At 71.6% G+C, this 21,235-nt stretch carries 21 protein-coding genes; 9 read left to right on the top strand and 12 right to left on the bottom strand.

From position 1 onward, the window contains the following. Positions 1 to 11: 11 nt before the first annotated feature. Together AB0C33_RS27315 and AB0C33_RS27310 are read right to left on the bottom strand one after the other, a co-directional pair. Entirely contained in the window at positions 12 to 746 is a 735-nt protein-coding gene (locus tag AB0C33_RS27315; protein WP_358292832.1) for a YcnI family protein, read from the bottom strand. A gap of 49 nt (positions 747 to 795) precedes the next feature. Then, complete coding sequence (locus AB0C33_RS27310; protein ID WP_358292829.1) at positions 796 to 1,332, bottom strand: MFS transporter; 537 nt, start codon at positions 1,330 to 1,332, stop codon at positions 796 to 798. A 141-nt stretch (positions 1,333 to 1,473) separates the two neighbouring features. Here AB0C33_RS27310 and AB0C33_RS27305 point away from each other — a divergent pair, with 141 nt between their 5' ends. Continuing rightward, positions 1,474 to 1,956 (top strand): hypothetical protein, encoded by a 483-nt coding sequence (locus AB0C33_RS27305; RefSeq protein WP_358292826.1) that lies wholly within the window; start codon positions 1,474 to 1,476, stop codon positions 1,954 to 1,956. Here the strand turns inward: AB0C33_RS27305 and AB0C33_RS27300 are convergent. From AB0C33_RS27300 to AB0C33_RS27285, 4 genes are all read right to left on the bottom strand, one after another. Next, positions 1,950 to 2,693 carry an ATP-binding cassette domain-containing protein gene (locus tag AB0C33_RS27300; RefSeq protein ID WP_358292823.1) on the bottom strand — a complete coding sequence of 248 codons (744 nt, stop codon included), beginning with the start codon at positions 2,691 to 2,693 and terminating at the stop codon, positions 1,950 to 1,952. The genes AB0C33_RS27305 and AB0C33_RS27300 overlap by 7 nt on opposite strands. A gap of 2 nt (positions 2,694 to 2,695) precedes the next feature. Next, positions 2,696 to 3,484, bottom strand: a complete 789-nt coding sequence (locus tag AB0C33_RS27295; RefSeq protein WP_358292820.1) for an ABC-2 family transporter protein — start codon at positions 3,482 to 3,484, stop codon at positions 2,696 to 2,698. Next, positions 3,477 to 4,172, bottom strand: a complete 696-nt coding sequence (locus tag AB0C33_RS27290; protein ID WP_358292817.1) for an ABC-2 family transporter protein — start codon at positions 4,170 to 4,172, stop codon at positions 3,477 to 3,479. The genes AB0C33_RS27295 and AB0C33_RS27290 overlap by 8 nt, the downstream gene beginning before the upstream one ends. Before the next feature lie 189 nt (positions 4,173 to 4,361). Beyond that, positions 4,362 to 4,772 carry a hypothetical protein gene (locus AB0C33_RS27285; RefSeq protein WP_358292814.1) on the bottom strand — a complete coding sequence of 137 codons (411 nt, stop codon included), beginning with the start codon at positions 4,770 to 4,772 and terminating at the stop codon, positions 4,362 to 4,364. Positions 4,773 to 4,875: 103 nt separating this feature from the next. Between AB0C33_RS27285 and AB0C33_RS27280 the strand changes: the two genes are divergently transcribed. The 4 genes from AB0C33_RS27280 to AB0C33_RS27265 all read left to right on the top strand — a co-directional run bounded on the left by AB0C33_RS27280 (position 4,876) and on the right by AB0C33_RS27265 (position 9,049). Then, on the top strand, positions 4,876 to 5,844 hold the full coding sequence (locus AB0C33_RS27280; RefSeq protein WP_358292811.1) for an alpha/beta hydrolase: 969 nt from the start codon (positions 4,876 to 4,878) through the stop codon (positions 5,842 to 5,844). 148 nt (positions 5,845 to 5,992) lie between these two features. Beyond that, positions 5,993 to 6,829 carry a siderophore-interacting protein gene (locus tag AB0C33_RS27275; protein ID WP_358292808.1) on the top strand — a complete coding sequence of 279 codons (837 nt, stop codon included), beginning with the start codon at positions 5,993 to 5,995 and terminating at the stop codon, positions 6,827 to 6,829. Between the two features lie 116 nt (positions 6,830 to 6,945). Then, on the top strand, positions 6,946 to 8,622 hold the full coding sequence (locus AB0C33_RS27270) for a serine/threonine-protein kinase (RefSeq protein WP_358292805.1): 1,677 nt from the start codon (positions 6,946 to 6,948) through the stop codon (positions 8,620 to 8,622). 73 nt (positions 8,623 to 8,695) lie between these two features. Further along, positions 8,696 to 9,049, top strand: a complete 354-nt coding sequence (locus AB0C33_RS27265; protein WP_352351545.1) for a hypothetical protein — start codon at positions 8,696 to 8,698, stop codon at positions 9,047 to 9,049. 119 nt (positions 9,050 to 9,168) lie between these two features. On the opposite strand, the gene aceA is transcribed toward AB0C33_RS27265, so the two are convergent. Further along, positions 9,169 to 10,455 carry an isocitrate lyase gene (gene aceA / locus AB0C33_RS27260; protein ID WP_352351543.1) on the bottom strand — a complete coding sequence of 429 codons (1,287 nt, stop codon included), beginning with the start codon at positions 10,453 to 10,455 and terminating at the stop codon, positions 9,169 to 9,171. 267 nt (positions 10,456 to 10,722) lie between these two features. Between aceA and AB0C33_RS27255 the strand changes: the two genes are divergently transcribed. Both AB0C33_RS27255 and AB0C33_RS27250 read left to right on the top strand, forming a co-directional pair. Further along, complete coding sequence (locus AB0C33_RS27255) at positions 10,723 to 12,195, top strand: helix-turn-helix domain-containing protein (protein WP_352351541.1); 1,473 nt, start codon at positions 10,723 to 10,725, stop codon at positions 12,193 to 12,195. Between the two features lie 34 nt (positions 12,196 to 12,229). After that, entirely contained in the window at positions 12,230 to 13,174 is a 945-nt protein-coding gene (locus AB0C33_RS27250; protein WP_358292800.1) for a glucosyl-3-phosphoglycerate synthase, read from the top strand. Positions 13,175 to 13,387: 213 nt separating this feature from the next. Here the strand turns inward: AB0C33_RS27250 and AB0C33_RS27245 are convergent, their stop codons facing one another. After that, positions 13,388 to 13,960, bottom strand: a complete 573-nt coding sequence (locus tag AB0C33_RS27245; protein WP_358292797.1) for a TetR family transcriptional regulator — start codon at positions 13,958 to 13,960, stop codon at positions 13,388 to 13,390. Positions 13,961 to 14,047: 87 nt separating this feature from the next. Between AB0C33_RS27245 and AB0C33_RS27240 the strand changes: the two genes are divergently transcribed. Next, positions 14,048 to 15,250, top strand: a complete 1,203-nt coding sequence (locus AB0C33_RS27240; RefSeq protein ID WP_358292794.1) for an MFS transporter — start codon at positions 14,048 to 14,050, stop codon at positions 15,248 to 15,250. 75 nt (positions 15,251 to 15,325) lie between these two features. Here the strand turns inward: AB0C33_RS27240 and AB0C33_RS27235 are convergent, their stop codons facing one another. Next, positions 15,326 to 16,582 carry an MlaD family protein gene (locus AB0C33_RS27235; protein WP_358292791.1) on the bottom strand — a complete coding sequence of 419 codons (1,257 nt, stop codon included), beginning with the start codon at positions 16,580 to 16,582 and terminating at the stop codon, positions 15,326 to 15,328. A gap of 140 nt (positions 16,583 to 16,722) precedes the next feature. On the opposite strand from AB0C33_RS27235, the gene AB0C33_RS27230 reads away from it, so the two are divergent. Continuing rightward, positions 16,723 to 17,931: an acyl-CoA dehydrogenase family protein gene (locus AB0C33_RS27230; protein ID WP_358292788.1), complete on the top strand. Its 1,209-nt coding sequence runs from the start codon at positions 16,723 to 16,725 to the stop codon at positions 17,929 to 17,931. A gap of 105 nt (positions 17,932 to 18,036) precedes the next feature. On the opposite strand, the gene atpE is transcribed toward AB0C33_RS27230, so the two are convergent. From atpE to AB0C33_RS27215, 3 genes are all read right to left on the bottom strand, one after another. After that, positions 18,037 to 18,270, bottom strand: coding sequence for an ATP synthase F0 subunit C (gene atpE, locus AB0C33_RS27225; RefSeq protein ID WP_352329951.1), 234 nt, complete (start codon positions 18,268 to 18,270; stop codon positions 18,037 to 18,039). A 206-nt stretch (positions 18,271 to 18,476) separates the two neighbouring features. Next, the gene (locus AB0C33_RS27220) at positions 18,477 to 20,048 is read right to left on the bottom strand and encodes a M28 family metallopeptidase (RefSeq protein ID WP_358292786.1); all 1,572 of its coding nucleotides are present in this window, start codon (positions 20,046 to 20,048) and stop codon (positions 18,477 to 18,479) included. 153 nt (positions 20,049 to 20,201) lie between these two features. Beyond that, positions 20,202 to 21,122 carry a cation diffusion facilitator family transporter gene (locus AB0C33_RS27215; RefSeq protein ID WP_358292784.1) on the bottom strand — a complete coding sequence of 307 codons (921 nt, stop codon included), beginning with the start codon at positions 21,120 to 21,122 and terminating at the stop codon, positions 20,202 to 20,204. Positions 21,123 to 21,235 lie beyond the last annotated feature (113 nt).

Here is a 21,235-nt window from a genome sequence, read left to right as displayed (position 1 = left end):
GGGCGCGAGGGTCAGGCCGACCGGCGGCGCAGGCCCAGGGCGCCGACGACGACGCCGATGACGCCGACGACCAGCCCGGCGCCGCCCAGCAGGCGGGCCGTGCCGTCGGAGGAGGAGGCCGCGGAGGCCGCCACCGGCGCCACCGAAGGGCCCGTGGCGGCGGCCGGCGCGGCCGAGGCCGACGCGCTCGCGGCGGAGTGGTGGTCGTCGTCGCCGGAGGCCGGGACGAGCTTCAGCGTGGGAACGGGGTGCTCGGCCTCGGTGCCGTCGGACTTGGGCGCGTCTGCCCAGTCGACCACCTCGCCGCCGGAGTAGGTCTGCTTCGTCGGGAACGTCAGCGAGTCGACGTCCTTGGGGAGCTGGCCCATGGACACCTCGAACTCCTGGAACTCACCCGGGTTGATCTTGCCGCCGGACCACACGACCGTGGTGACGGCCTCCTCCAGGTCGCCGTACTCCGTCTTGACCGGCTTGGGCAGCTTGCCCTCGGTGACCTTGACGTCCCAGCCCGGCACGGGCTTGACCGACACGAACGCCAGCGGATGGTCGGTGGGGAAGCTGACCTGGACCTTGGTCGTGGCGGCGTTGTCCCGCTCGTTGGGCACCCGGAAGGCGACCTTGGTGAACCCGCCCTGCTCGGCGGTGCCCGGGTTGATGGAGACGTGGGCCAGCGCGGGCAGCGCCAGGCCGGCGGTGAGGGCGGTGGCGGCGGCGAGCACGGTCGCCGCGCGACGGACGAAGGACATGGCGGAACTCCACTTCGGAAAATGACAGGGGTCTACGGGTGTCAGCAGGTCAGGCGGGAAGTGGAGGACCACGCCTGGCCACCCGGTGCCGGAACTCCGGCTGCGGGGGGACCACCCTGGTGTGCACGACCGGGACGCCCGGCCGCACCGCGGGCACGACCGCGAGCAGCGGCGGCACGAGCCGCAACCCCAGCCGGCGCAGCAGCGACCACAGCACGATCTCGCCGCGCGACAGCCACCAGCCGGTCATCAGGGTCGCCGTGAGGTGCGCGAGCAGCATGCCCGCGTTGACGGCCAGGCCCTGGCCGTGGCCGTGCTCGAAGACGTAGGAGGACGGGCTGCCGCCCGCGAACAGCTCGTGCAGGCCGAACTGCGCCACACCCAGCACGACGTTGATCAGCGGCGCCGAGCGTTCCCTGCCGGACAGCGCCAGCCCCAGGCCGGACACCGCCACCAGGCCCAGCGCCGCCGCCCACGGCCCCGGACGCCCGCCGCCGCCCGCCATGTGGGCGAGGGCAGCGAGGGTCACGCAGACGGCGGCGAAGGCGGCCGTCCGCGTGAGCCGGAGGGGAAGTCGCGCACGCATGTGTGCCACATGGTCTCACGAGGCTCCCTCGCATGAGACCCCTAACTTCCGGGCGGGCTGATGCCTGGTCCGGAAATGGCATTTGTCGCTAGGGTCGTGCCGAGCGCGTTGACATTCGCGTTGACATTTGAGGTGAGAACGTTGCGGCACTTAGCAGGTTTGCTCATCGGCGTCGTGGTCACGGCGGCCGTCCTCGGGGGTGGCGGATGGGCCGTGCAGCAGGCCCTCGCCAGCGCGGCGATCACCCCGCCGCCGCCCGACAACCAGAAGATGTGGATCGCCCTCGGCGCCATGGCCGCGGTCGGGCTGGTCGTCGGCCTCGTCGTGGCCGGCCGGATCTCGCCGCTGGCCACGTTCGTGCCCTCGATGGTGCTGCTGGCCTGGACCGTCGTCTACGCCCTCGACACCGGCAGGGCGCTGTCCCTCATCCCCGACCAGGCGTCGGTCCACCAGATCGTCCTGGACGCCGGCGCGGGCGACAGGACCCTGCTCACCACGGGCGTGCTGGCCCTGCTCGGCGTGGTCCTGTTCATCCCCGTGCTGATGCCCTCCCGCTGGTCGCGCCCGCACGACGACCTCGACGACGACGACTACGAGACCACGCAGGAGGGCGGCTACTACTGAGTGCCGGTGTAGAGCCTGGTCACCACGTCCTCGATGGTGGCCTGCTCCGGCGCCGTGGCCATGAGCTCGGCGAGCGTCCCGTCGAAGGCCAGCCGGCCGTGGTCGATCAGCATGATCCGGCGGCACAGGCGCTCGATGTCGCCGAGGTCGTGCGTGGTCAGCAGCACGGTCGTGCCGCGTTCGGCGTTCTGCCGCTTCAGGAAGCCGCGGATGCTGGCCTTGCTGACCACGTCGAGGCCGATGGTCGGCTCGTCCAGCACCAGCACGTCGGGCGCGTGCAGCAGCGCCGCGGCCAGGTCGCCGCGCATGCGCTGCCCCAGGCTGAGCTGACGCACCGGGGTGCGCAGGAAGGAGCCGAGGTCGAGGGTCTCGGTCAGCTCGGCCAGTCGGACCCGGAAGGTTCTACGATCTACTTTGTAAAGGTGCCGGACCAGTTCGAAGCTGTCCTTGAGCGGCAGGTCCCACCACAGGGTGGTCCGCTGGCCGAACACCACGCCGATGCGCCGGGCGAGCGTGGTGCGTCGGCGCGAGGGGTCGAGCCCGGCCACCCGCACCGAGCCGGTGGTGGGGGTGAGGATGCCGCACAACATCTTGATCGTGGTGGACTTGCCCGCGCCGTTGGGCCCGAGGTAGCCGACGAACTCGCCGGCCGGCACGCTGAACGACAGATCGCGTACGGCGTGCACGACAGTGCGCCTGACCTTGAACGAGCGTCCCGCTTCGCGCAGCTCGATCATCGTTAACTCCCCGTCGATCGGTAGTGCCTGATGCCCTGCCGCCAGGCCGCCGCGGCGGCCAGGGCGAGGACCAGCGCGGCGGCCGGTCCGAGGAAGCGCATGAACCCGGGCGTGCCGAACGGGTCGTCCCGGCCCAGGACGTAGAGGCCGGGCTGCCAGTTGACGAAGGCCAGGGGCAGCGCGTACGTGACGCCGCGGACCAGGTCGCGGGCGTAGATGCTGAGGGGGTACTGGCTGAGCTGGTGGGTGCCGTAGGTGAAGGTGTTGACCACCTCCGGGGCGTCGGTGAGCGCGAACTGCAGCGCGCCGGCGAGCGTCCAGAGCGCGGTGAAGATGACGAGGCCGGTGACGATCATGACGGGGATCATCCAGGCCCGCCGCCAGTCGAGGCCGAGCGCGGCGACGGCGTAGGCGAGCACGGCCACGGCCTGGAAGACGCGGCCGATCCTGGTGGGCGCGAAGCGGTCGGCGGCGATCTGGATCCACGCGGCGGCCGGGCGGATGAGGATCGTGTCGAGCGTGCCGGCCTTGATGTGCTGGCTGATGCGGTCGAGGTTGCTCACGAAGGTGTCGCAGACGGTGAAGGAGACGGCGGAGGCGCCGTACAGGAACAGCACCTCCTCGCGGGTGAAGCCGGCCAGGGTGGTGGTGTTGGCGAAGACGACGAGGATGGCCGCGACGTCGATCGCCCCCGTGACCAGGCCGAACACGACCATCAGGGCGAAGGAGAGGCGGTAGGCGGCCGCGGCGCGGGTCCAGGTCCAGGCCAGCAGGAAGTACGTCCTAACCACCCTGGATCACCACCTTGTGGCGGACGGCGCGGGTGGCCAGCAGGCCGAGGGCGAACAGCGTCGCCGCCCAGAACGCCTGGAGGGCGAGCGTCTGCCCGACGGGGGCCTTGCCGAGGTAGAGGTCGGCGGGCGCCTGGACCATGGAGGCCCACGGCAGGGCTCTGACCACCTCGCCCAGCGGGCCGGGGAACAGGTGGAGGGGGAGCATCATGCCGCTGAAGAACGTCGTCAGGACCAGGGACACGACGGCCACGCCCCGGTCGTCGGCGAGCCAGCAGACCGACAGCGCGACGAGGTAGCGCCAGCCGAAGCTGATGAGCACGCCGACGAGGCAGCCGGTCAGGGCCGCCGCCCATGCGCCCGGGGAGGCGGGGGTGGTGATGCCGAACAGGGCCGCGCCGAGCAGCAGCGGCGGGAGGCTGCGCACCAGCAGCAGGTACGCGGCCCGGCCGAGGTCCTCGGCCAGCGACCAGAGCTGGAGCGAGGCGGGGCGGACCAGGTCGAGCGCGATGTCGCCGCTGCGGATGCGCTCGGGGATGGCCAGGCCGCCGCCGAACAGCATCATCGGGCCGATGAGGGCCTGGGTGACGAAGCAGTAGGTGACGGCGTCGGTGACGTCGTAGCCGGCCAGGCCGGGGCGGGCCTGCCACAGGGCGATGAGGACGTAGGCGCGCAGGACGCCGAACACGCTGTTGGTGAACGCGCCGGCGAGCGCGGCCCAGACGTAGACGGCGTGTTTGCGGAAGCCGTACCGGACGAGGCGGGCGTAGAGGGGAATGGTGGCTCACCTCCCGAGAGTGAGGACACGGTCACGCGCCGTGCCGGGGGTCGGGCACGGGTCCGCCTTGGCGGGAGCCTGGAATTATCCGCCGGTGGGTCAGCGGTCCGCAACGCGATAAACGAAGCGCAGGCCCGACCAGGTCTCGTCGATGGCCGCGACCTTGTTGTCGACCAGCCCGGCGGCCAGGCCGAAGTCGCGGACGAGGCGGTCCGACAGGTCGGTGGGGATGCCGGAGGCGGGTTTGATCCGGCAGATCCACAGGCCGCCGTTCCTGGCCAGCGCGGCCTTGGCCGGGGGGAACGCGCGGTACAGGGTGGCGGCGTCGGGGCAGAAGAGCAGCACGACGTCGTACGCGGGACGTGCGCCGGCGGGCTGGTCCTGCTCGCGGTGCACGGTGGCGGCGGGTTCGCCGAGGTCGAGGCCGGCGGGGGCGGCGAGGGCCAGGACCTGGTGTCCCGGCTTGATGCCGAGCTTGCGGGGGAGCGGAGTCCCCGAATATCCCGCCATATCCCCAGAGTCGCACAAGGCCGGAATATTCGCGTCAGGGACGAGATCCTTACTGGCCGGTAGAGCCCTGGCGTTCCGGGAAGAAAAGGGGTGGAGGACCGTCATGCGCATCAACAAGGACGTGGCACCCGACTACCCCTTGAGCTGGCAGGCCAGGGCCCTGACCTCGGTCATGTGGGGCACCCTGAAGCCCGCCTCCTCGGTGCTGATGCGTCATCCGCTGGCCCTGATCGGCGCGGCCCGCCTGGGCGAGCTGGCGCAGCTGATGCCGGTGCGCCTTCCCGAGCACGCCGTCGTCGCGCCCGCCGAGGGGCCGGACTGCGGCGGCGAGTGGGTCCGCGCCGGCCGGGTGGACGAGCGCAAGGCGCTGCTCTACTTCCATGGCGGCGGCTACTTCTCGTGCTCGCCGCGTACCCACCGGCCCATCACCTGGCGGCTGTCGGCCGTGGCCCGGCGGCCGGTCCTCGCGCTGGACTACCGGCAGGGGCCGGTGCACCCGCTGGCCGACTCCCTGGCCGACGCGCTGGACGCCTACGAGTGCCTGATGCGCAACGGGCACGCCCCCGAGGACATCGTCATCGCCGGGGACTCGGCGGGCGGGCACCTGACGCTGGCCACCCTGCTGGCGCTGCGCGACCGCGGCCTGCCGACGCCCGCCGCGGCGATCTGCCTGTCGCCGTGGGCGGACCTGACCGACATCCCGCGCCGCGCCAACCGCTGGCACGACCCCATGTTGCCGGCGGGCCGGGTGCGCTGGCTGGCCCGCCACTGGACCTGCGGGCTCGATCCGTGGGACCCGCTCGTCTCGCCGGTGCACGGCGACTTCACCGGCCTGCCGCCGCTGATGATCGTCACCGGCTCCACGGAGGTGCTGCGGGACGAGGCCCGCCGGGTGGCCGAGCGGGCCCGGGAGGCGGGGGTGCCGGTGCGGTACGAGGAGTGGCGGCGCATGCCGCACGCGTTCCCCATCCTGGCCGACGTGCTGCCGGAGGCGCGGCTGGCCTTCCGGCACATGTCGGCGTTCCTGGAGGCGGTCGCGGCCCGTGCGGCGGGGGATTCGGCGGCGGCCTGACTGGGCCTGCTGCGTCAGGGTAGCTTGAGCTGATATTTCACAGTTTGGGGTTGCGCGCGGCGGACGGCGTCGAGGCGGTGCGGTGGCCATGCGCGTCAATCCCACTGTAAGGTTAGGTATACCTAACTAACATATGGGGGCTGAAGTGATGGCTGACAAGCCCACGGACCACCATCGGGGCGTCGTCCTGCGGACCGAGCGGCTCTCCCCGCACATGATCCGCATCGTGGTCGGCGGCGACGGCCTGCGTGACTTCGCCTGCCGCGGCCTCACCGATCATTACGTGAAACTCGTCTTCCCGCACGAGGGCGTGGACTACCCCGAGCCCTTCAGCGTCAAGCACGTGCGCGAGACCATGCCGCGCGAGCTCTGGCCGCGTCTGCGCACCTACACCGTGCGCGCCTGGGACCCCGACGCCCTTGAGCTGACCCTCGACTTCGTCCACCACGGCCACAAGGGCCTGGCCGGGCCGTGGGCCGCAGCGGCCCGGCCCGGCGACGTCGTGCTGATGCTGGGCCCCGGCGGCGGATACGCGCCCGACCCCGAGGCCGCCTGGCACCTGCTGGTGGGCGACGAGAGCGCGCTGCCGGCCATCGCCGCCTCCCTGGAGGCGCTGCCCGACGGCGCCCTGGCCCACGTCCTGCTGGAGGTGGACGGCCCCGGGGACGAGCTGAAGCTCGGCACGGCCGCCGACGCGCGGATCACCTGGCTGTACCGGGGCGCGCGGCCCGTCGGCCAGGCGCTGGTGGAGGCGGTGCGCGCGCTGGAGTTCCCCGAGGGGGACGTGCACGCGTTCGTCCACGGCGAGGCCGGTTTCGTCAAGGAGCTCCGCCGTCACCTGCGGCTGGAGCGGGGCGTGCCGATGGAGCGGCTGTCCATCTCCGGCTACTGGCGCATCGGCGTCGACGACGAGGGCTGGCGGGCGGTCAAGAACGACTGGAACCGCGAGGTCGAGGCCGACGAGGCCCGCGCCCTGGCCTCCTGACCCTCTTCCGGGCGAAAGCCCGCAAACCACAGAAAGCCACTTCAGAACGTTCCATCCCAGCACTTACTAACCCTCCGGGCACGAACGCCTTACCTTCGATACCCCTTGCGCAAGACATGCGGAAAGGGCCCCCGGATGCCGCCACAGTGTGCCTTGCCGTGTCCCCCACAGGAGAGGCGAGACCCGGATGGCGCGTGGTGCGAGCGACATGCCTCCTGGCGTGCGACCGCTTACGGTGGGCGACCCGGTCGTCATCGGCCGGTACCTTCTCCTCGGCCGCTTGGGGACGGGCGGGATGGGAGTGGTGTACCTGGCCGAACACCCGCAAGGCGGCCTCGTCGCGCTCAAGACGCCGCACGCGGTACATCTCCACGATGCCACGTTGCGGGCGCGTTTCGCCGAGGAAGTGGCTTTCTCGCGGAGATTGGTGCCTTTCTGCACCGCCGCCGTCATCGAGGACGGCGTCGAGGACGGCCGTCCGTCCGTACCTGGTCACCGAGTACATCCCGGGGCCCGCGCTGTCCCAGGTGGTCAAGGCCGGGGGAGCGCTCACGCCCGACCTCGCCTACGGCGTGGCACTCGGCGTGGCCGCCGCGCTCGTCGCCGTGCACGAGGCCGGTCTGGTGCACCGCGACCTCAAGCCCGGCAACGTGCTGCTGTCGCCCGGAGGGCCGCGGGTCATCGACTTCGGCATCGCCTGCGACGTGGACACCCTCGCCGCCCACACCCAGGCCGGCCAGGTCATGGGCAGTCCCGGCTGGGTGGCGCCCGAGCGGCTGACCGGCGGCCCCGCCCTGCCCGCCTCGGACGTGTTCGCGTGGGGCTGCCTGGTGGCCTACGCTGCCAGCGGGCACCACCCGTTCGGCGGCGGCGAGGCGGACGTGCTGACCCGGCGCATCCTGTTCGACCCGCCGCGTCTGGACGGCGTGCCCGTCCTGCTGCGCCCGGCCGTCGAAGCGGCTCTGGCCAAGGACCCGGCTTCCCGTCCCGGATCGGCCGGCCTGCTGCGGGCGCTGCTGGCCTCCGGGGGCGTGGGCGATCCGTGGGACCTGCGCCGGGCGGTCTCCGACGTGCTGGACGGGAGCTGGGCCGAGGTGCCCTGTCCGGCGGGCGGCGGGGCGGGCCACCCGATCACATCGGCGGCGGAACCGGCCGGGTCCGAGCGCGGGAGCAGGCGCAGGAGCAGGGCGAAGGCCGGGGCGCACCTGTCGCACGCGAGCTTCGCCGCGCTGGCCACGGTCTCGATCGCGGCGATCACCGTGATCGCGGCCTCCGGCGGGGACGCCCTGAGCCTCGGCGGCGGCTCGCTGCTGCCCGAGCCCGCGGTCGTGCAGCCCCAGGACAGCGCCCGACCGAGCGAGCGGCCTGCGGCGACCCCCGACGGCGTCCGGCCGTCCGTCCACGCGGCGCCCCCGGCGAGCTCGGCGCCCACGGCGAGCGCGGCGAGCGCGGCCACGCCCGCGGTGTCCGGCACGCGTTTCCGCACGCCGGGCGGGCATGTCGCGAGCCTCACCTCCGAACCCGACCGGTGGTCCGACGACTTCCGCCGGTCCCGCCCGTCCCGTCCCGCCCGCCCGTCCGGCACGTCCGGGCCGGGCGATCTGGGTGATCCGGGCGGGGCGGAGCCCGGTCCGTGCGCCGGCCCGGCAGGTCGCCGCCGTGGGGACGGGGGCCGCCGCGACTGCCCGCGGCCGTCGGGCTCGATCAGCACGATCCCCCAGGACGGCCCCGGCGAGTCGCCCGGCCCCACCGTCTCGGTCCCGGCCACCCCGACGGCCACCGGAGCGTCCTGACCGCGCATGCCTCATGATCGAGGTGAGCGGGGGAAGCGTGGTCCCCCTCCCGCACCCGAGAGCGAGGCCGTACATGAGCTACTACGACATTGAGGGCAACCCCATCAGCCCGGCGCGGGCGCAGGAGCTGCTGGCCGACCGCGCCCGGCGCACGATCGGGGACGACCGCGTCGGCACCGCCGCGGGAACGTTCCGCATCCGCACCCTGCATCTGGTGCTCGACCAGGCCGACGGCGGGACGGTGCCGCTGCTGTTCGAGTCGACTGTGCGCCTGTCGCCGCCCGGCGCCGATCCGGGGACGGGCGGCGAGGAGGTGCTCAGCCTGCACTGGTCCACCAGGCAGCAGGCCGAGGACGCGCACGCCCAGCTCGTCCGCGACATCACCGAGCGGCAGGACCTGCCGTCGTGGGCCCGGGAGGGCGGCTGATCACATGACGGGCATCGAAGGGACAAGAAAAAGGGGCCGCGCCGGGCTGGGGGAGCCGGCGCGGCCCTTCGCCGGGGGAACCGTCCCATGCCCTGGAGGTGGCCGGCGAGATCAGAAGATCAGTGGTGGAACTGTTCCTCCTCGGTGGAGCCCTTGAGCGCGGTCGTCGAGGAGTCGGGCGCGACGGCCGTGCTGACCAGGTCGAAGTAGCCGGTGCCGACCTCGCGCTGGTGCCTGGTCGCGGTGTATCCGCGCGACTCGGCGGCGAACTCGGCCTCCTGGAGCTCGACGTAGGCCGTCATGCCGTCGGTGGCGTAGCCCTGGGCGAGGTCGAACATCGAGTAGTTCAGCGAGTGGAACCCGGCCAGCGTGATGAACTGGAACTTGTATCCCATGTGCCCGAGTTCGCGCTGGAACTTGGCGATCGTGGAGTCGTCCAGGTGCGCCTTCCAGTTGAACGACGGCGAGCAGTTGTAGGCGAGCATCTGGTCCGGGTAGCGGGCCTTGATCGCCTCGGCGAACTCGCGGGCCACGTCCAGGTCCGGCGTGCCGGTCTCCATCCACAGCAGGTCGGAGTAGGGGGCGTAGGCCAGGCCGCGGGCGATGCAGGAGTCCACGCCGTTGCGCACCCGGTAGAAGCCCTCGGCGGTGCGCTCGCCGGTGGTGAAGGCCTGGTCGCGCGGGTCCACGTCACTGGTCAGGAGCGTCGCGGCCTGTGCGTCGGTCCGCGCGACGATCAGTGAGGGGACGCCGCACACGTCGGCGGCCAGCCGCGCGGCGTTGAGCGTCTTGATGTGCTGGCCGGTCGGGATCAGCACCTTGCCGCCCAGGTGGCCGCACTTCTTCTCGGAGGCGAGCTGGTCCTCCCAGTGCACGCCCGCGGCGCCGGCCGCGATCATGCCCTTCATCAGCTCGAACGCGTTCAGCACGCCGCCGAACCCGGCCTCGGCGTCGGCCACGATCGGCGCCAGCCAGTGCGGCGCGTCCGGCACGCCCTCCGACCAGGTGATCTGGTCGGCGCGCAGCAGCGCGTTGTTGATGCGGCGCACGACGGCGGGCACGGAGTTGGCCGGGTAGAGGCTCTGGTCCGGGTAGGTCTGGCCGCCGAGGTTGGCGTCCGCGGCCACCTGCCAGCCGGACAGGTAGATCGCCTTCAGCCCGGCCTTCACCTGCTGGACGGCCTGGTTGCCGGTCAGCGCGCCGAGGGCGTTGACGTAGTCCTCGGTGTGCAGCAGGTCCCACAGGCGCTCGGCGCCGAGCCGGGCCAGCGTGTGCTCCTCCTGGACGCTTCCCCGCAACCGGATCACGTCCTGCGCGCTGTACGTGCGCTCGACGCCCGCCCAGCGAGGGTCGTTCTCCCACTTGTCCTGCAGCTGCTCCGCAGCTCCCTTGAGGCGATCGTTCATCGTTCGCTCCTTTGTCGTCCCCTGGGGCTCACGTCGATGATCTGCCCGGAGGCCGCGGGTCAATAGGCTCTAGAGCTGAGAAGAAGCGTCAAAGTTTCCAGGACGTGCATTACTCGTGGGTATTCAGATGAGAAGAAATCGCAAGTTTTCCTGTTGGCCTAGACCAATCCTCATCCCGAACCGCAAGCGGCTCGCGCGTCCCGCTGCGACGCGCCCTGGGTGTCCAAAGGCTAGAAAATGGGCCGAATTTCTGTCTAAGATGCCTGTATGGCGTCCCTGCTAGGCGAAGAACCGCTGTCTTTGACGCAGGAGCTCGATCTGATCGCGTTCGGCCAACGTCTGCGCCACCTGCGCAAACAGCGCGGCCTCACCCTGTCGGACCTGGGCTCGCGCGTCAGCAGGGCGCCCAGCCAGCTGTCGCTGCTCGAGAACGGCAAGCGCGAGCCCAAGCTCTCGCTGCTCAAGTCCCTGGCGACCGCGCTGGGCGTCCCCGTCGAGGAGCTGCTGCGCCGTCAGCCGCCCAACCGGCGCGCCCAGCTGGAGATCGCGCTGGAGGAGGCGCAGCGCGACCCCATCTACGCCGGTCTCGGCCTGCCCCGGCTCAAGGTGTCCGCACGCGTGCCCAACGACGTCCTGGAACACCTGCTCGGCCTGTACGGCGAGCTGCGCGCCCGGCAGGCCCGCGGCACCGCCACCCCCGAGGAGGCCAGGGCCGCCAACGCCGAGCTGCGGCGCAGGCAGCGCGAGGTGGGCAACTACTTCCCCGACATCGAGAAGGCCGCGGCCGAGGCCCTCGACGCCGTCGGCTACCGCACCGGAGCCCTGTCCCAGAGCACGATCCAGGGCCTGGTCACGCACTTCGGCTACACCGTCCACACCGCCCAGGACCTGCCGCGCTCGGTGCGTTCCATCACCGACCTGCGTAACCGGCGCATCTACGTCAAACACGAGCAGCTCGGCATGCACACCCCGCGCACGATCCTGCTCCAGACGCTCGGGCACCTCGCGCTCGGCCACGGCAAGCCGCGCGACTTCGCCGACTTCCTGCGCCAGCGCACCGAGGCCAACTACTTCGCCGCCGCCGTGCTCGTGCCCGAACGGGCCGCCGCCCCCTACCTCCAGGAGGCCAAGGCGGCGCGGGCGCTGTCGGTGGAGGACCTGCGGGACGTGTTCGCCGTCTCCTACGAGATGGCCGCCCACCGCTTCACCAACCTGGCCACCCACCACCTGGGCCTCGTCTGCCACTTCGTGCGCAACGATGCCGGTGGCACCATCTACAAGGCGTACGAGAACGACGGCATCGTCTTCCCCGCCGACGAGCAGGGGGCCATCGAGGGGCAACGGATGTGCCTGCAGTGGTCGGGGCGGCAGGTGTTCGCCTCGCCCGACCGGTTCTCGGTGTTCTACCAGTATTCCGACTCGCCCACCGGCACCTATTTCTGCGTCGCGCACGTCGATCCCTCGCGGGAACGGGACTTCGCGATCACGCTGGGGGTGCCGTACCGGGAGTCGCGGTGGTTCCGGGGCCGGGAGACCACCAACCGCACCAAATCCAGCTGCCCCAACGGCGACTGCTGCCGCCGTCCGCCCGCTGAGCTGGCCGAACGCTGGGAGGGCTACGCCTGGCCGTCCGCGCGGGCCAATTCGCACATCCTGGCCGCCCTGCCGCCCGGGTCGTTCCCGGGTGTGGACGAGGCGGACGTCTATACCTTCCTGGAGCGTCACGCGACCCTCGCATAAGCTGACAAGCGGGGGAACGGGGGAGGTGTCGCACATGCTGCCTGATGTGCGGAAATGGTGGCATCGCCGAACGTCGTGCGCCGCGGACTGGCCGCTGCGCGACCTCGTGGCGGCCAAGGGGGGCACCACGGTGAGCGTGGTCCTGCCTGCCCGCGACGAACGGGAGACCGTGGGGGAGATCGTCCAGGTGATCCGGCGGGAGCTGGACGGCCTGGTGGACGAGCTCGTCGTCATCGACTCGTGCTCGGCCGACGACACCGCCCGCGTGGCGGCGCGGGCCGGGGCCGCCGTGCACGCCCAGCGCGACATCCTGCCCGAGCTCGCACCGCTGGAGGGCAAGGGCGAGGCCCTGTGGAAGTCGCTGGCGGTCACCTCCGGCGACGTGGTGGCCTTCGCCGACGCCGACATCAGGCACTTCCGCGCCTCGCTGGTCGCCGGGGTGCTCGGGCCGCTGCTCACCGATCCCACCGTCGCCTACGCCAAGGGCTGTTACGACCGTCCGCTGAACGGCGTGCCCAACGGCGGCGGCCGCGTCACCGAGCTGGTCGCCCGCCCGCTGCTCAACCTGCACTGGCCCGAACTGGCCGGTTTCGTGCAACCCCTCGCCGGGGAGTACGCCGGCCGCCGCTCGGCCCTGGAACGCGTGCCGTTCCTGACCGGGTACGGGGTCGAGCTCGGCCTGCTCATCGACCTGCTGGACCTGGCCGGGCTGGACGGCCTGGCCCAGGTGGACCTGGGCTCGCGCGAGCACGCCCCGCAGTCGACGGAGGCGCTCGGGGGGATGGCGGCCCAGATCATGCTGGCCGCGTGGTCGCGGCTGCGACGCCAGGGGAAGATCGAGGCCCGTCAGGCGCCGGGGGTGGAGCTGGCCCAGTTCCGGCGGTGCGAGGGCGGCCACGACGTCCTGACCCGCCAGGTCGCCATCGGCGAACGCCCCCCGATGCTCACCCTGCCCCGCCCCACCCCACCACCTCCGTGAGGCTCCGTGAGGCTCCGTGAGGCTCACGCCGCGCACGGCGTGCCTCCGTGACGCCTCCCGCCGCCTCGGCCTGCCGACGCGGCTGGCTCAGCCGCCCTTGGCCTGCCTTCGGGAGGATGCGCCACAGCGGTCGGCCCTCTTCGGCACGGCGCCCTGTCCTTGCCTGCTCCTTGACCGGCCTGCGGCGTCAGCGGGCGGGCGACCCGTGAGGCGCTACTTGAGGGCCGCTGTCACGAAGGCGCTGATCTGGTCGCGGATGGCGTCGTGGTCGTCGGCGTCGTCGCCCAGCATGATCCGCCCGAGCTGCGGCATCATCGACGGGAACAGTGCGAGCCCGGTCAGCATGAACAGCGTGCGCGCCGTCGCCTTCGACGGCTCCTCGCCGCGCCCCTCGGCCAGCGAGGCCGCCTTGCGCGCACACCGCTCGACCCTGGCCTCCTGGCCGGGCAGCAGCTCCTGGCCGCGGTAGTTGAGCGCCTCCCACATGAGTAGCCGGACCAGGTCGGGATGGCGCCGGTAGTAGTCGGTCAGCCGGGCCACGTAGTCGACGGGGTCGGCGCCGGGCAGGGCGATCTGCGACGTCAGGTCGTCGAGCGCCTCGTTGATGACGGCGTCGAACAACTTCTCCTTGTTGCCGAAATGCCCGTAGATGCGCTCTTTGTTGACGCCGGCACGCTCCGCGATGCGATCCACGCGCGCCCCCGCCACGCCGTACGCGGCGAACTCCTCGCGGGCGGCTTCGAGCAGGGCGGCCCGGGTGGCGGCGGTCGAGACCTTGGGTGACATGCCACCATTCTGCCACCAACAACTAGTTGGTTGAAAACCAACTAACTAGTTGACGTCCAACTGGTTGGTTGGCTACCGTCCTCTCCCATGGCACTCACGCTTCCCCGTACGGCGGCCGCTCCGGCAGTCCGTACCGATTACGCCCGCTTCGGCCGCACCCTGTTGGCGTTCACCCTCACCGCGGTCCTGTGCAGCGGCCAGTTGTACATCGTGATCCCCCTGCTGCACGACATGGCGACCGGCTGGCACGCCTCACCCGGCGGCCTGACCTGGCTGGTCACCGCGTTCGGCGCCGGCTACGGCATCGGGTTCCTGGTGTTCGGCCCCCTTTCCGACCGGCACGGCCGCCGCCGCCTGCTGATGGCCGGTCTGCCGCTTGCCGCGTTGACCAGCGCGTTGGTGGCGTTGAGCCCGAACGTCGAGGTGGCCCTGGTGTTGCGTGCCCTGCAGGGGGTGGCCGTGGCGATGTTCCCGCCCGCCGGCATGGCCTACCTGGTCGAACGGCTGGAGCCGCGGCGCCGTGTGATCGCCATCGCCGCGGTGACCGGCGCTTTCCTGGCCTCGGCCGTGTTGTTGCAGGTCGCCGCACAGGTGCTGGTCGAGACGATCGGCTGGCGGGGGCTGTTCCTGCTGTCGGCCGCCGGTTTCGCCCTCGCCGGGCTCGGCCTGCGCGCCGTCATGCTGCCCGACCTGCCGCGCGAGGCGGCCGGGTCGCTGCTGTCGGCCTACCGCGCGGTGCCCGGCCTGCTGTTCGACCGGGTGCTCGCGCTGCGCTACCTGGCGACGGTCATGCTGATGGCCGGGTTCGTCGCCGTCTACACCGGGTTGCAGATCTACGGCGGCACGTCCGCCGCCGACCTGCTCACGTTGCGCGCCTCCGGGCTGCCCTCGATCGTGCTGATGCCGGTGCTCATGCCGTGGCTGGCCCGGATCCCCGCCACGGCCAGGGCCGCCGCGTTCCTGGCCGTGGGCGCGCTCGCCCTGGCGGCCGTCGCGTTCAGCGGGGCCGGCGCCCTCGGCCTGGTGCTCCTGCTGGCCGTCTACGTCGCCGCCATCACCGGCGGCCTGCCCAGCATGAACGAGGCCATCTCCGCACAGGCCGGACCGGCCCGCGGCACGGCGCTCGCGCTGTTCTCCTTCGCCCTCGCCGTCGGCGGCAGCGTCGGCCCGCAGCTCGCGGCCGCCTTCGGCGGGTTCACCCCGCTGGTGTACGGCCTGGCGATCGGCATGGGCGTGGCCGCCCTGGCCGTCCTCGCCTCCGCCCACCGCTCCACCCCTACCGCCCGCTGACCGCCCCGACCCGTCCCCCAGGCCCCCACTGGACGCCGACCCGGCGCCTGATGGGGGCCGGTCTGCGTGAGGCGGTCAGCGGATCGTGACGAGCCCGCCGAGCGACAGGTCGGGGCGGTCGACCCGCACATCGGGCAGCAGCCACGACGTGTCGATCGCCACCGTGTCGTTGAGCGCCCGTGCCAGGGGGTTGAGCGCGCCGAGCAGCGACTCGCAGCCGCCGTCCATGGAATGGGCCAGCGAGCACAACCACATCGCGACGTCGTCGGTCTGGCCGTTGAGGTTGAACCGGGCCCGGAACGTCGCGCTCACGGGGTCGTAGGCGTTGTTCGCGTTGTTCAGGGCGAGTGGCGCGGTGTCGAGGAACGTGCCGATGGACGCGCGCTGACGTACCAGCAGGGTGGTGAGGTGGGCGAGATCGCGGGTGTTGGCGGCGATCTCACCCCTGTTGTCCTCGACGAAGTCGGCGACCTGTGTGAGCGTGGAGGACAGCTGGCCCAGCACCGCGCGCAGTTCCTGGCGCTCGCCGTCGAGCTGCGCCGACACGCCGGCCAGGTCCTTCATGAACGCCCGGATCCGCGCGTCGTCGCGGGCCATCGCCCCGGTGATCGTGGCCAGGTCGCGGACGGTCTGAGCCAGGTCGTCGCCGTCGCCGGCCAGCACGGAGGCCGCGTCGGACAGGCCCCGCACGGTGGCCCCCACCGTCTCGCCCTGCCCTCCGAACGTGCCCGCCGAGACCCGCAACAACCGCGCCAGCGCCCCACGCTCCTCCGCCGCCACACCATCCGCCCCTGGCGGAGGCGAACCGAGCCGCGGGGAACCGGACCGTGGGGAGCCGGACCGCGGGGAGCCGGACCGTGGGGAGCCGGACCGTGGGGAGCCGGACCGTGGGGAATCGGGCTCCGGCGAGACCGGTGGGGCGAGGGCCGCGGCGAGCTGGTCGTAGCCGCGTAACGCCTCGTCGATCTCGACCGGCGAGCGGGTCCGGCCCAGCGTGCCGCCGTCCTGGAGCACGGGCCCGCCCCGGTACGGCGGCGTGAGCTGCACGAACCGGTCGGCGATCAGCGATCGCGCCACGATGACCGCCTGCGCGGCGGCCGGGACCTTGCGCCCGGCGTCGAGCGCCAGCTCCACCCGGACCTGCGCGCCCGCCGGGCTGACCGCGGTGACCCGCCCGACCCGCACCCCGAGGACCCGCACGTCGGACCCCGGATACAGCCCCACAGCGGCGTCGAAGTAGGCGACGGCACGGACGCCCGCGACCGGCCTGAGCAGCAGGTACGCCGCCCCCAGCGCGAGGACGGCGAGAAGTGCGGCGAGCCGGCGGTCCATCGGCCTTCCTCGATCGACATGGGCGTACGGTGACCAGAACATTACCGTGAGTCGCCGGACCGCCGCACCTTCCGGCCGAGCCCTACTCGCCGGTAGGGTGTTACCGACGGTAACAAAGGAACGGCCAGGGAGTGGACACGATGACCGGGTTCTGTCCGGAGCTCAGTGACGACGTGATCGAGGTGCGTGACTGGGTCCACGCGTTCGCCCGCGACGTGATCCGCCCCGCGGGCGCCGAATGGGACGAACGCGAGCAGACCCCCTGGCCCGTGATCCAGGAGGCGGCCAAGATCGGCCTGTACTCGCTGGACTTCTTCGCCACCCAATGGTTCGAGCAGAGCGGCCTGGCCCTGCCGGTGGCGTTCGAGGAGATCTTCTGGGGGGACGCCGGCATCGGCCTGTCCATCGTCGGCACCGGCCTGGCCGCCGCCGCGCTGTCCGCGAACGGCACCCCGGAGCAGCTGGGGGAGTGGCTGCCGCAGATGTTCGGCACGGAGAACGACGTCAAGCTGGGCGCCTTCTGCGCCTCCGAGCCCGACGCCGGCTCCGACATCGGCGCCATCCGCACCCGCGCCGTGCACGACAACGGCGACTGGGTGCTGAACGGCGTCAAGACCTGGGCCACGAACGGCGGCATCGCCGATGTGCACGTGGTCGTCGCCTCGGTGGACCCGTCCCTGGGCACCCGCGGGCAGGCCAGTTTCGTCGTCCCGCCCGGCACTCCGGGCCTGTCGATGGGGCAGAAGTTCCGCAAGCACGGCATCCGCGCCTCGCACACCGCCGAGGTGATCCTTGAGGACGTGCGCGTGCCGGGCTCGTGCCTGCTGGGCGGCAAGGAGAAGCTGGACGCCCGCCTGGCCAGGGTCCGCAACGGCGAACGCGCCGGCGAGCAGGCCGCGATGCGCACGTTCGAGACCACCCGCCCGTCGGTCGCCGCGATGGCCGTCGGCATCGCCCGCGCGGGCTTCGAGTACGCCAGGGACTACGCCCGCGAACGCGAGCAGTTCGGCCGCAGGATCGGCGACAACCAGGCGATCGCGTTCCTGCTCGCCGACATGGCGACCCGCGTCGACGTGGCCCGCTTGCTGACCTGGCGCGCCGCCTGGATGGCCCGCAACGGCAGGCCGTTCGAGCAGGCCGAGGGCTCGATGTCGAAGCTGGTGGCGGGCGAGACGGCGGTGTGGGTGACCGAACAGGCGATCCAGATCCTCGGCGGCGCCGGCTACACCCGGGAACACCCGGTGGAACGTTTCCACCGCGACGCCAAGATTTACACGATTTTCGAGGGCACGAGCGAGATTCAACGGCTCATCATCGGCCGCGCGGTAACCGGCCTGCCCGTGCGCTGAGGAACGTCCGCTGGAGGAATGGTCGTGGGGGTGGCGTGACTCCGGGGCGGTCATCGCCACCCATCTTCAGCTCGAATTCGCCATTCGCGTCGCGGAACGCGGCGATTACTTGAGGAACTGGAAGATGAACGGCGCCACCAGCCCGATCAGGGCCAGCGCCTCGGTGAGGACGAAGCCGAGCAGGATGTTCTGGCGGATCAGCGGATACGCCTCGGGCTGGCGGGCGATGGCCTGCACGCCCTGGCCGAAGATGATGCCGACGCCCACGCCGGGGCCGATCGCGGCCAGGCCGTAACCGATGGCGGTGATGTTGCCGGAGACTTGAGCGAGTACGTGCATTGCGCCGCCTTTCTGGCGTCCGGTGAAGCAGTGAACCGCTGGTCTGCTTGCATTCCAACCCGTGGACGCGAGAAAAAAAATATGGCGTTTCTCCAATTTCTCCGCAAAATGCTCGTTGATCAGCGTACTGGACAAATCGATCTACATGTAGAACGCGTGAGCGGATCCTTCCGTGCGCCCGGCGCGGGCGCACGGGAGGGCCGGGGTCAGCGGGTCTCCCTGCCTTCGATGGTCGCCTTGAGGGTGCTTGTGGCGGTCCGGGCCTTGGCGGCCGGCCGGGCGGCGTCGGGGCCGGGCAGGTCGCGGCTGTAGGCGTAGACGACGGCCGCCGTGGCGACCGCGCCGGTGTTCAGCGCGAGCGCCTTGTCGTTGATGTTGGCGATGGTGTCGCAGGCCTGGTGATAGCAGGGGTCGTAGGGCTGTCCGGCGGTGCCGCCGAAGATCGCGGCCTCCTCGGGCGTCTTGATGCCCTCGGCGCCGGTGAACACGCCGCCGGAGGGGATGCCGGCCTCGATGAACGGGCCGTAGTCGGAGCGGCCGTCGAAGTCGGTGCCGTTGTGTCCCTGGTGCAGCAGGTCGAAGTACTTCTCGTAGAGCTTCTCGATCTCGTCGGAGCCGGGCGGGCCCGCGGGGGCGCCGACGCCGTCGGAGTCGTCGCCGTCGTAGATCTTGAAGGCGTAGTTGGTGGAGCCGAGCATGTCGTAGTCGAGGAAGAGCTTGATCTTGGACAGCTCGGCCGCGGGCAGGGTCTCGACGTAGTGGATCGAGCCGAGCAGGCCCAGCTCCTCGGCGCTCCACCAGGCGAAGCGCAGCCGGTTGCGGGTCGGGATCTTGCCCAGGGCCTCGGCGACGGCGAGCGTGGCGGCGGTGCCGGAGCCGTCGTCGTTGATGCCGGGCCCGGCCGGGACGGAGTCGAGGTGGGCGCCGGACATGACCACCTTGTTCGGGTCGCCCCACTTGGAGTCGGCGATGACGTTGTAGGTGGTGCGCATCTCGCTGACGGTGTCGGTCTTGATGTGGATCACGCCGCCGGTCGTGGCCAGTTCCTGGCCGACGTCGAAGCTGGTGCCCAGCACGGGGATGGTGACGGGCGTGCCGAGGTTCCCGCGCAGGGTCGCGGTGCGGCCCGGCTGGCCCTCGTTGAAGACGATCACCGCCACGGCCCCCGCGGCCTTGGCGTTGTTCGCCTTGACCACGAAGTCGCAGGTCCCGCGCTGCAGCAGCGCGATGTTGCCCGGCGTGAACCCGGCGAAGTCGGCCGCCTCGCACCCGGAGTTGGACGTGCTGGGCGTCGGGCCGGGCGGCAGGACGAGGTCCACGTTCTGCAGCGAAGCGGTGACCTCGCCGGACCCGGAGTACGTCATGGTGGCGAACTCGCCGACGGAGGAGCCGTCGGGCGGGGTCGGGGTGAAGACGCGCGGGCTGGGGGAGACGCGCTCCATCAGCGCCGTGGACTTCTCCTCGAAGTAGGCGATGTCGAACGGCTGGAGGGTGACGTTGTAACCGGCCTTCTTGAGCTTGGCCGCGACGTAGTCGCGCGAGGCCAGGTGGCCGCTGGTGCCGGCGGCGCGGTTGCCGTTGTTGGCGTCGGCGATGTTCTGTAATGCCTGCAGGTGTTTCTTCACCGCCGGCGCGGTGACCGAGTCGATCAGCTTCTTCTCGGCCGGGGCAGGCGTGGGGTCCGCCTGCGCCGCGGTCGGAAGGAGAGCCAGAGGCAGGGACAGTGCCGCGGCCGTCGCAAGGACGCGGAAGGTGCCTCTGCGCAGGGTGATGCGCATACGAGCTCCTCGAACTGTGATGAAACAGGTGTCTTTCCCGATTCAGCGGCCCAGGAGAATACATAAGCCGACAAATCCACCCGTGGGAAGAATTTGAGTCGTCCAATGTTGGACAAGTGCAGCGTGGGGACGGCAGGGCCGGCGCGCCGCCCGCTACCAGCCCAGTTCGTCGCAGCCCTGGTGGTCGACCGGCTCCACCTGCAACGTGGCGTGCGCGATGTGGTGGCGCTGCCGCAGCACGTCGCGGGCCCGGTCCAGGACGGCGTGGTTGTCGCCCGGCTCGGCGGTGACCAGGTGCGCGGTGGCCACGTTCATGCCGGAGGTGAGCGTCCACAGGTGCAGGTCGTGCACGTTGTGCACGCCGTCGATGGCGGCCAGGTCGGCCGCCACGGCGGCGGCGTCGATGCCCTCGGGCACGTGCTGCCCGAGCACCGCGAACACCTGCCGGCCGAGCGAGATCGCGCGGACGGCCACGAACACCCCGATGGCCAGCGCGACGACGGTGTCCCAGAACGCCTGCCCGGTGGTGGCCACCAGCCAGCCGGCCACGATGACGCCGACCGAGCCGGCGGTGTCGGCCACGACCTCCAGGTAGGCGCCCTTGACGTTGAGGCTCTCGCTCGCGCCCGAGCGCAGCAGGAGCAGGGCCACGAGGTTCACCACGAGGCCGATGGCGCCGACGACGAGCATCGGGCCGGAGGAGACCTCGGCGTTCCCGCCGATGCGGCCGATCGCCTCGATCACGACGTACAGGGCGACGCCGAGCATCAGCACGACGGCCAGCAGCGAGGCGAACACCTCGGCCCGGTAGGAGCCGTAGCTGCGCCGGCCGGTGGTGTCGGGGCGAGCGGCGATCCTGGTGGCGACCAGCGCCGCGCCGAGGGTGACGACGTCGGCGGCCATGTGCCCGGCGTCCGACATCAGGGCCAGCGACCCCGACAAGAGGCCGTAGCCCAGCTCGACCAGGAAGAACGCGCCGATCAGGACGAACGAGACCGCCAGCCGCCAGCGGTGCCGGGCCCCGGCGTGCCCCTGGGCCTGTCCGTGTCCGTGCCCGTGTCCGGCGCCCATCATGACGTCCCTTCGCGTTCGGGGTGGATGGCCTCGGTGTGCTCGGTGTGGGCCAGCGCCAGGTCCAGCAGCATCCGTACGTGCGGATCCTCCAGCCGGTAGTACGCCATCCGGCC

Origin of the sequence: Nonomuraea sp. NPDC048881 (genome assembly GCF_040649795.1) — a bacterium.
Classification (GTDB): domain Bacteria; phylum Actinomycetota; class Actinomycetes; order Streptosporangiales; family Streptosporangiaceae; genus Nonomuraea.
This window is presented reverse-complemented; position numbering and strand designations above follow the sequence as displayed.

Bases quoted from the DNA above. Each gene is read 5' to 3' on its own strand.
- AB0C33_RS27235 (WP_358292791.1), bottom strand. From the start codon at position 16,582: ATGGACCGCCGGCTCGCCGCACTTCTCGCCGTCCTCGCGCTGGGGGCG.
- AB0C33_RS27240 (WP_358292794.1), top strand. From the start codon at position 14,048: ATGGCACTCACGCTTCCCCGTACGGCGGCCGCTCCGGCAGTCCGTACC.
- aceA (WP_352351543.1), bottom strand. From the start codon at position 10,455: ATGAACGATCGCCTCAAGGGAGCTGCGGAGCAGCTGCAGGACAAGTGG.
- atpE (WP_352329951.1), bottom strand. From the start codon at position 18,270: ATGCACGTACTCGCTCAAGTCTCCGGCAACATCACCGCCATCGGTTAC.
- AB0C33_RS27250 (WP_358292800.1), top strand. From the start codon at position 12,230: ATGCTGCCTGATGTGCGGAAATGGTGGCATCGCCGAACGTCGTGCGCC.
- AB0C33_RS27270 (WP_358292805.1), top strand. From the start codon at position 6,946: ATGCGGAAAGGGCCCCCGGATGCCGCCACAGTGTGCCTTGCCGTGTCC.
- AB0C33_RS27230 (WP_358292788.1), top strand. From the start codon at position 16,723: ATGACCGGGTTCTGTCCGGAGCTCAGTGACGACGTGATCGAGGTGCGT.
- AB0C33_RS27310 (WP_358292829.1), bottom strand. From the start codon at position 1,332: ATGCGTGCGCGACTTCCCCTCCGGCTCACGCGGACGGCCGCCTTCGCC.
- AB0C33_RS27315 (WP_358292832.1), bottom strand. From the start codon at position 746: ATGTCCTTCGTCCGTCGCGCGGCGACCGTGCTCGCCGCCGCCACCGCC.
- AB0C33_RS27265 (WP_352351545.1), top strand. From the start codon at position 8,696: ATGAGCTACTACGACATTGAGGGCAACCCCATCAGCCCGGCGCGGGCG.
- AB0C33_RS27215 (WP_358292784.1), bottom strand. From the start codon at position 21,122: ATGATGGGCGCCGGACACGGGCACGGACACGGACAGGCCCAGGGGCAC.
- AB0C33_RS27275 (WP_358292808.1), top strand. From the start codon at position 5,993: ATGGCTGACAAGCCCACGGACCACCATCGGGGCGTCGTCCTGCGGACC.
- AB0C33_RS27285 (WP_358292814.1), bottom strand. From the start codon at position 4,772: ATGGCGGGATATTCGGGGACTCCGCTCCCCCGCAAGCTCGGCATCAAG.
- AB0C33_RS27280 (WP_358292811.1), top strand. From the start codon at position 4,876: ATGCGCATCAACAAGGACGTGGCACCCGACTACCCCTTGAGCTGGCAG.
- AB0C33_RS27220 (WP_358292786.1), bottom strand. From the start codon at position 20,048: ATGCGCATCACCCTGCGCAGAGGCACCTTCCGCGTCCTTGCGACGGCC.
- AB0C33_RS27255 (WP_352351541.1), top strand. From the start codon at position 10,723: ATGGCGTCCCTGCTAGGCGAAGAACCGCTGTCTTTGACGCAGGAGCTC.
- AB0C33_RS27245 (WP_358292797.1), bottom strand. From the start codon at position 13,960: ATGTCACCCAAGGTCTCGACCGCCGCCACCCGGGCCGCCCTGCTCGAA.
- AB0C33_RS27300 (WP_358292823.1), bottom strand. From the start codon at position 2,693: ATGATCGAGCTGCGCGAAGCGGGACGCTCGTTCAAGGTCAGGCGCACT.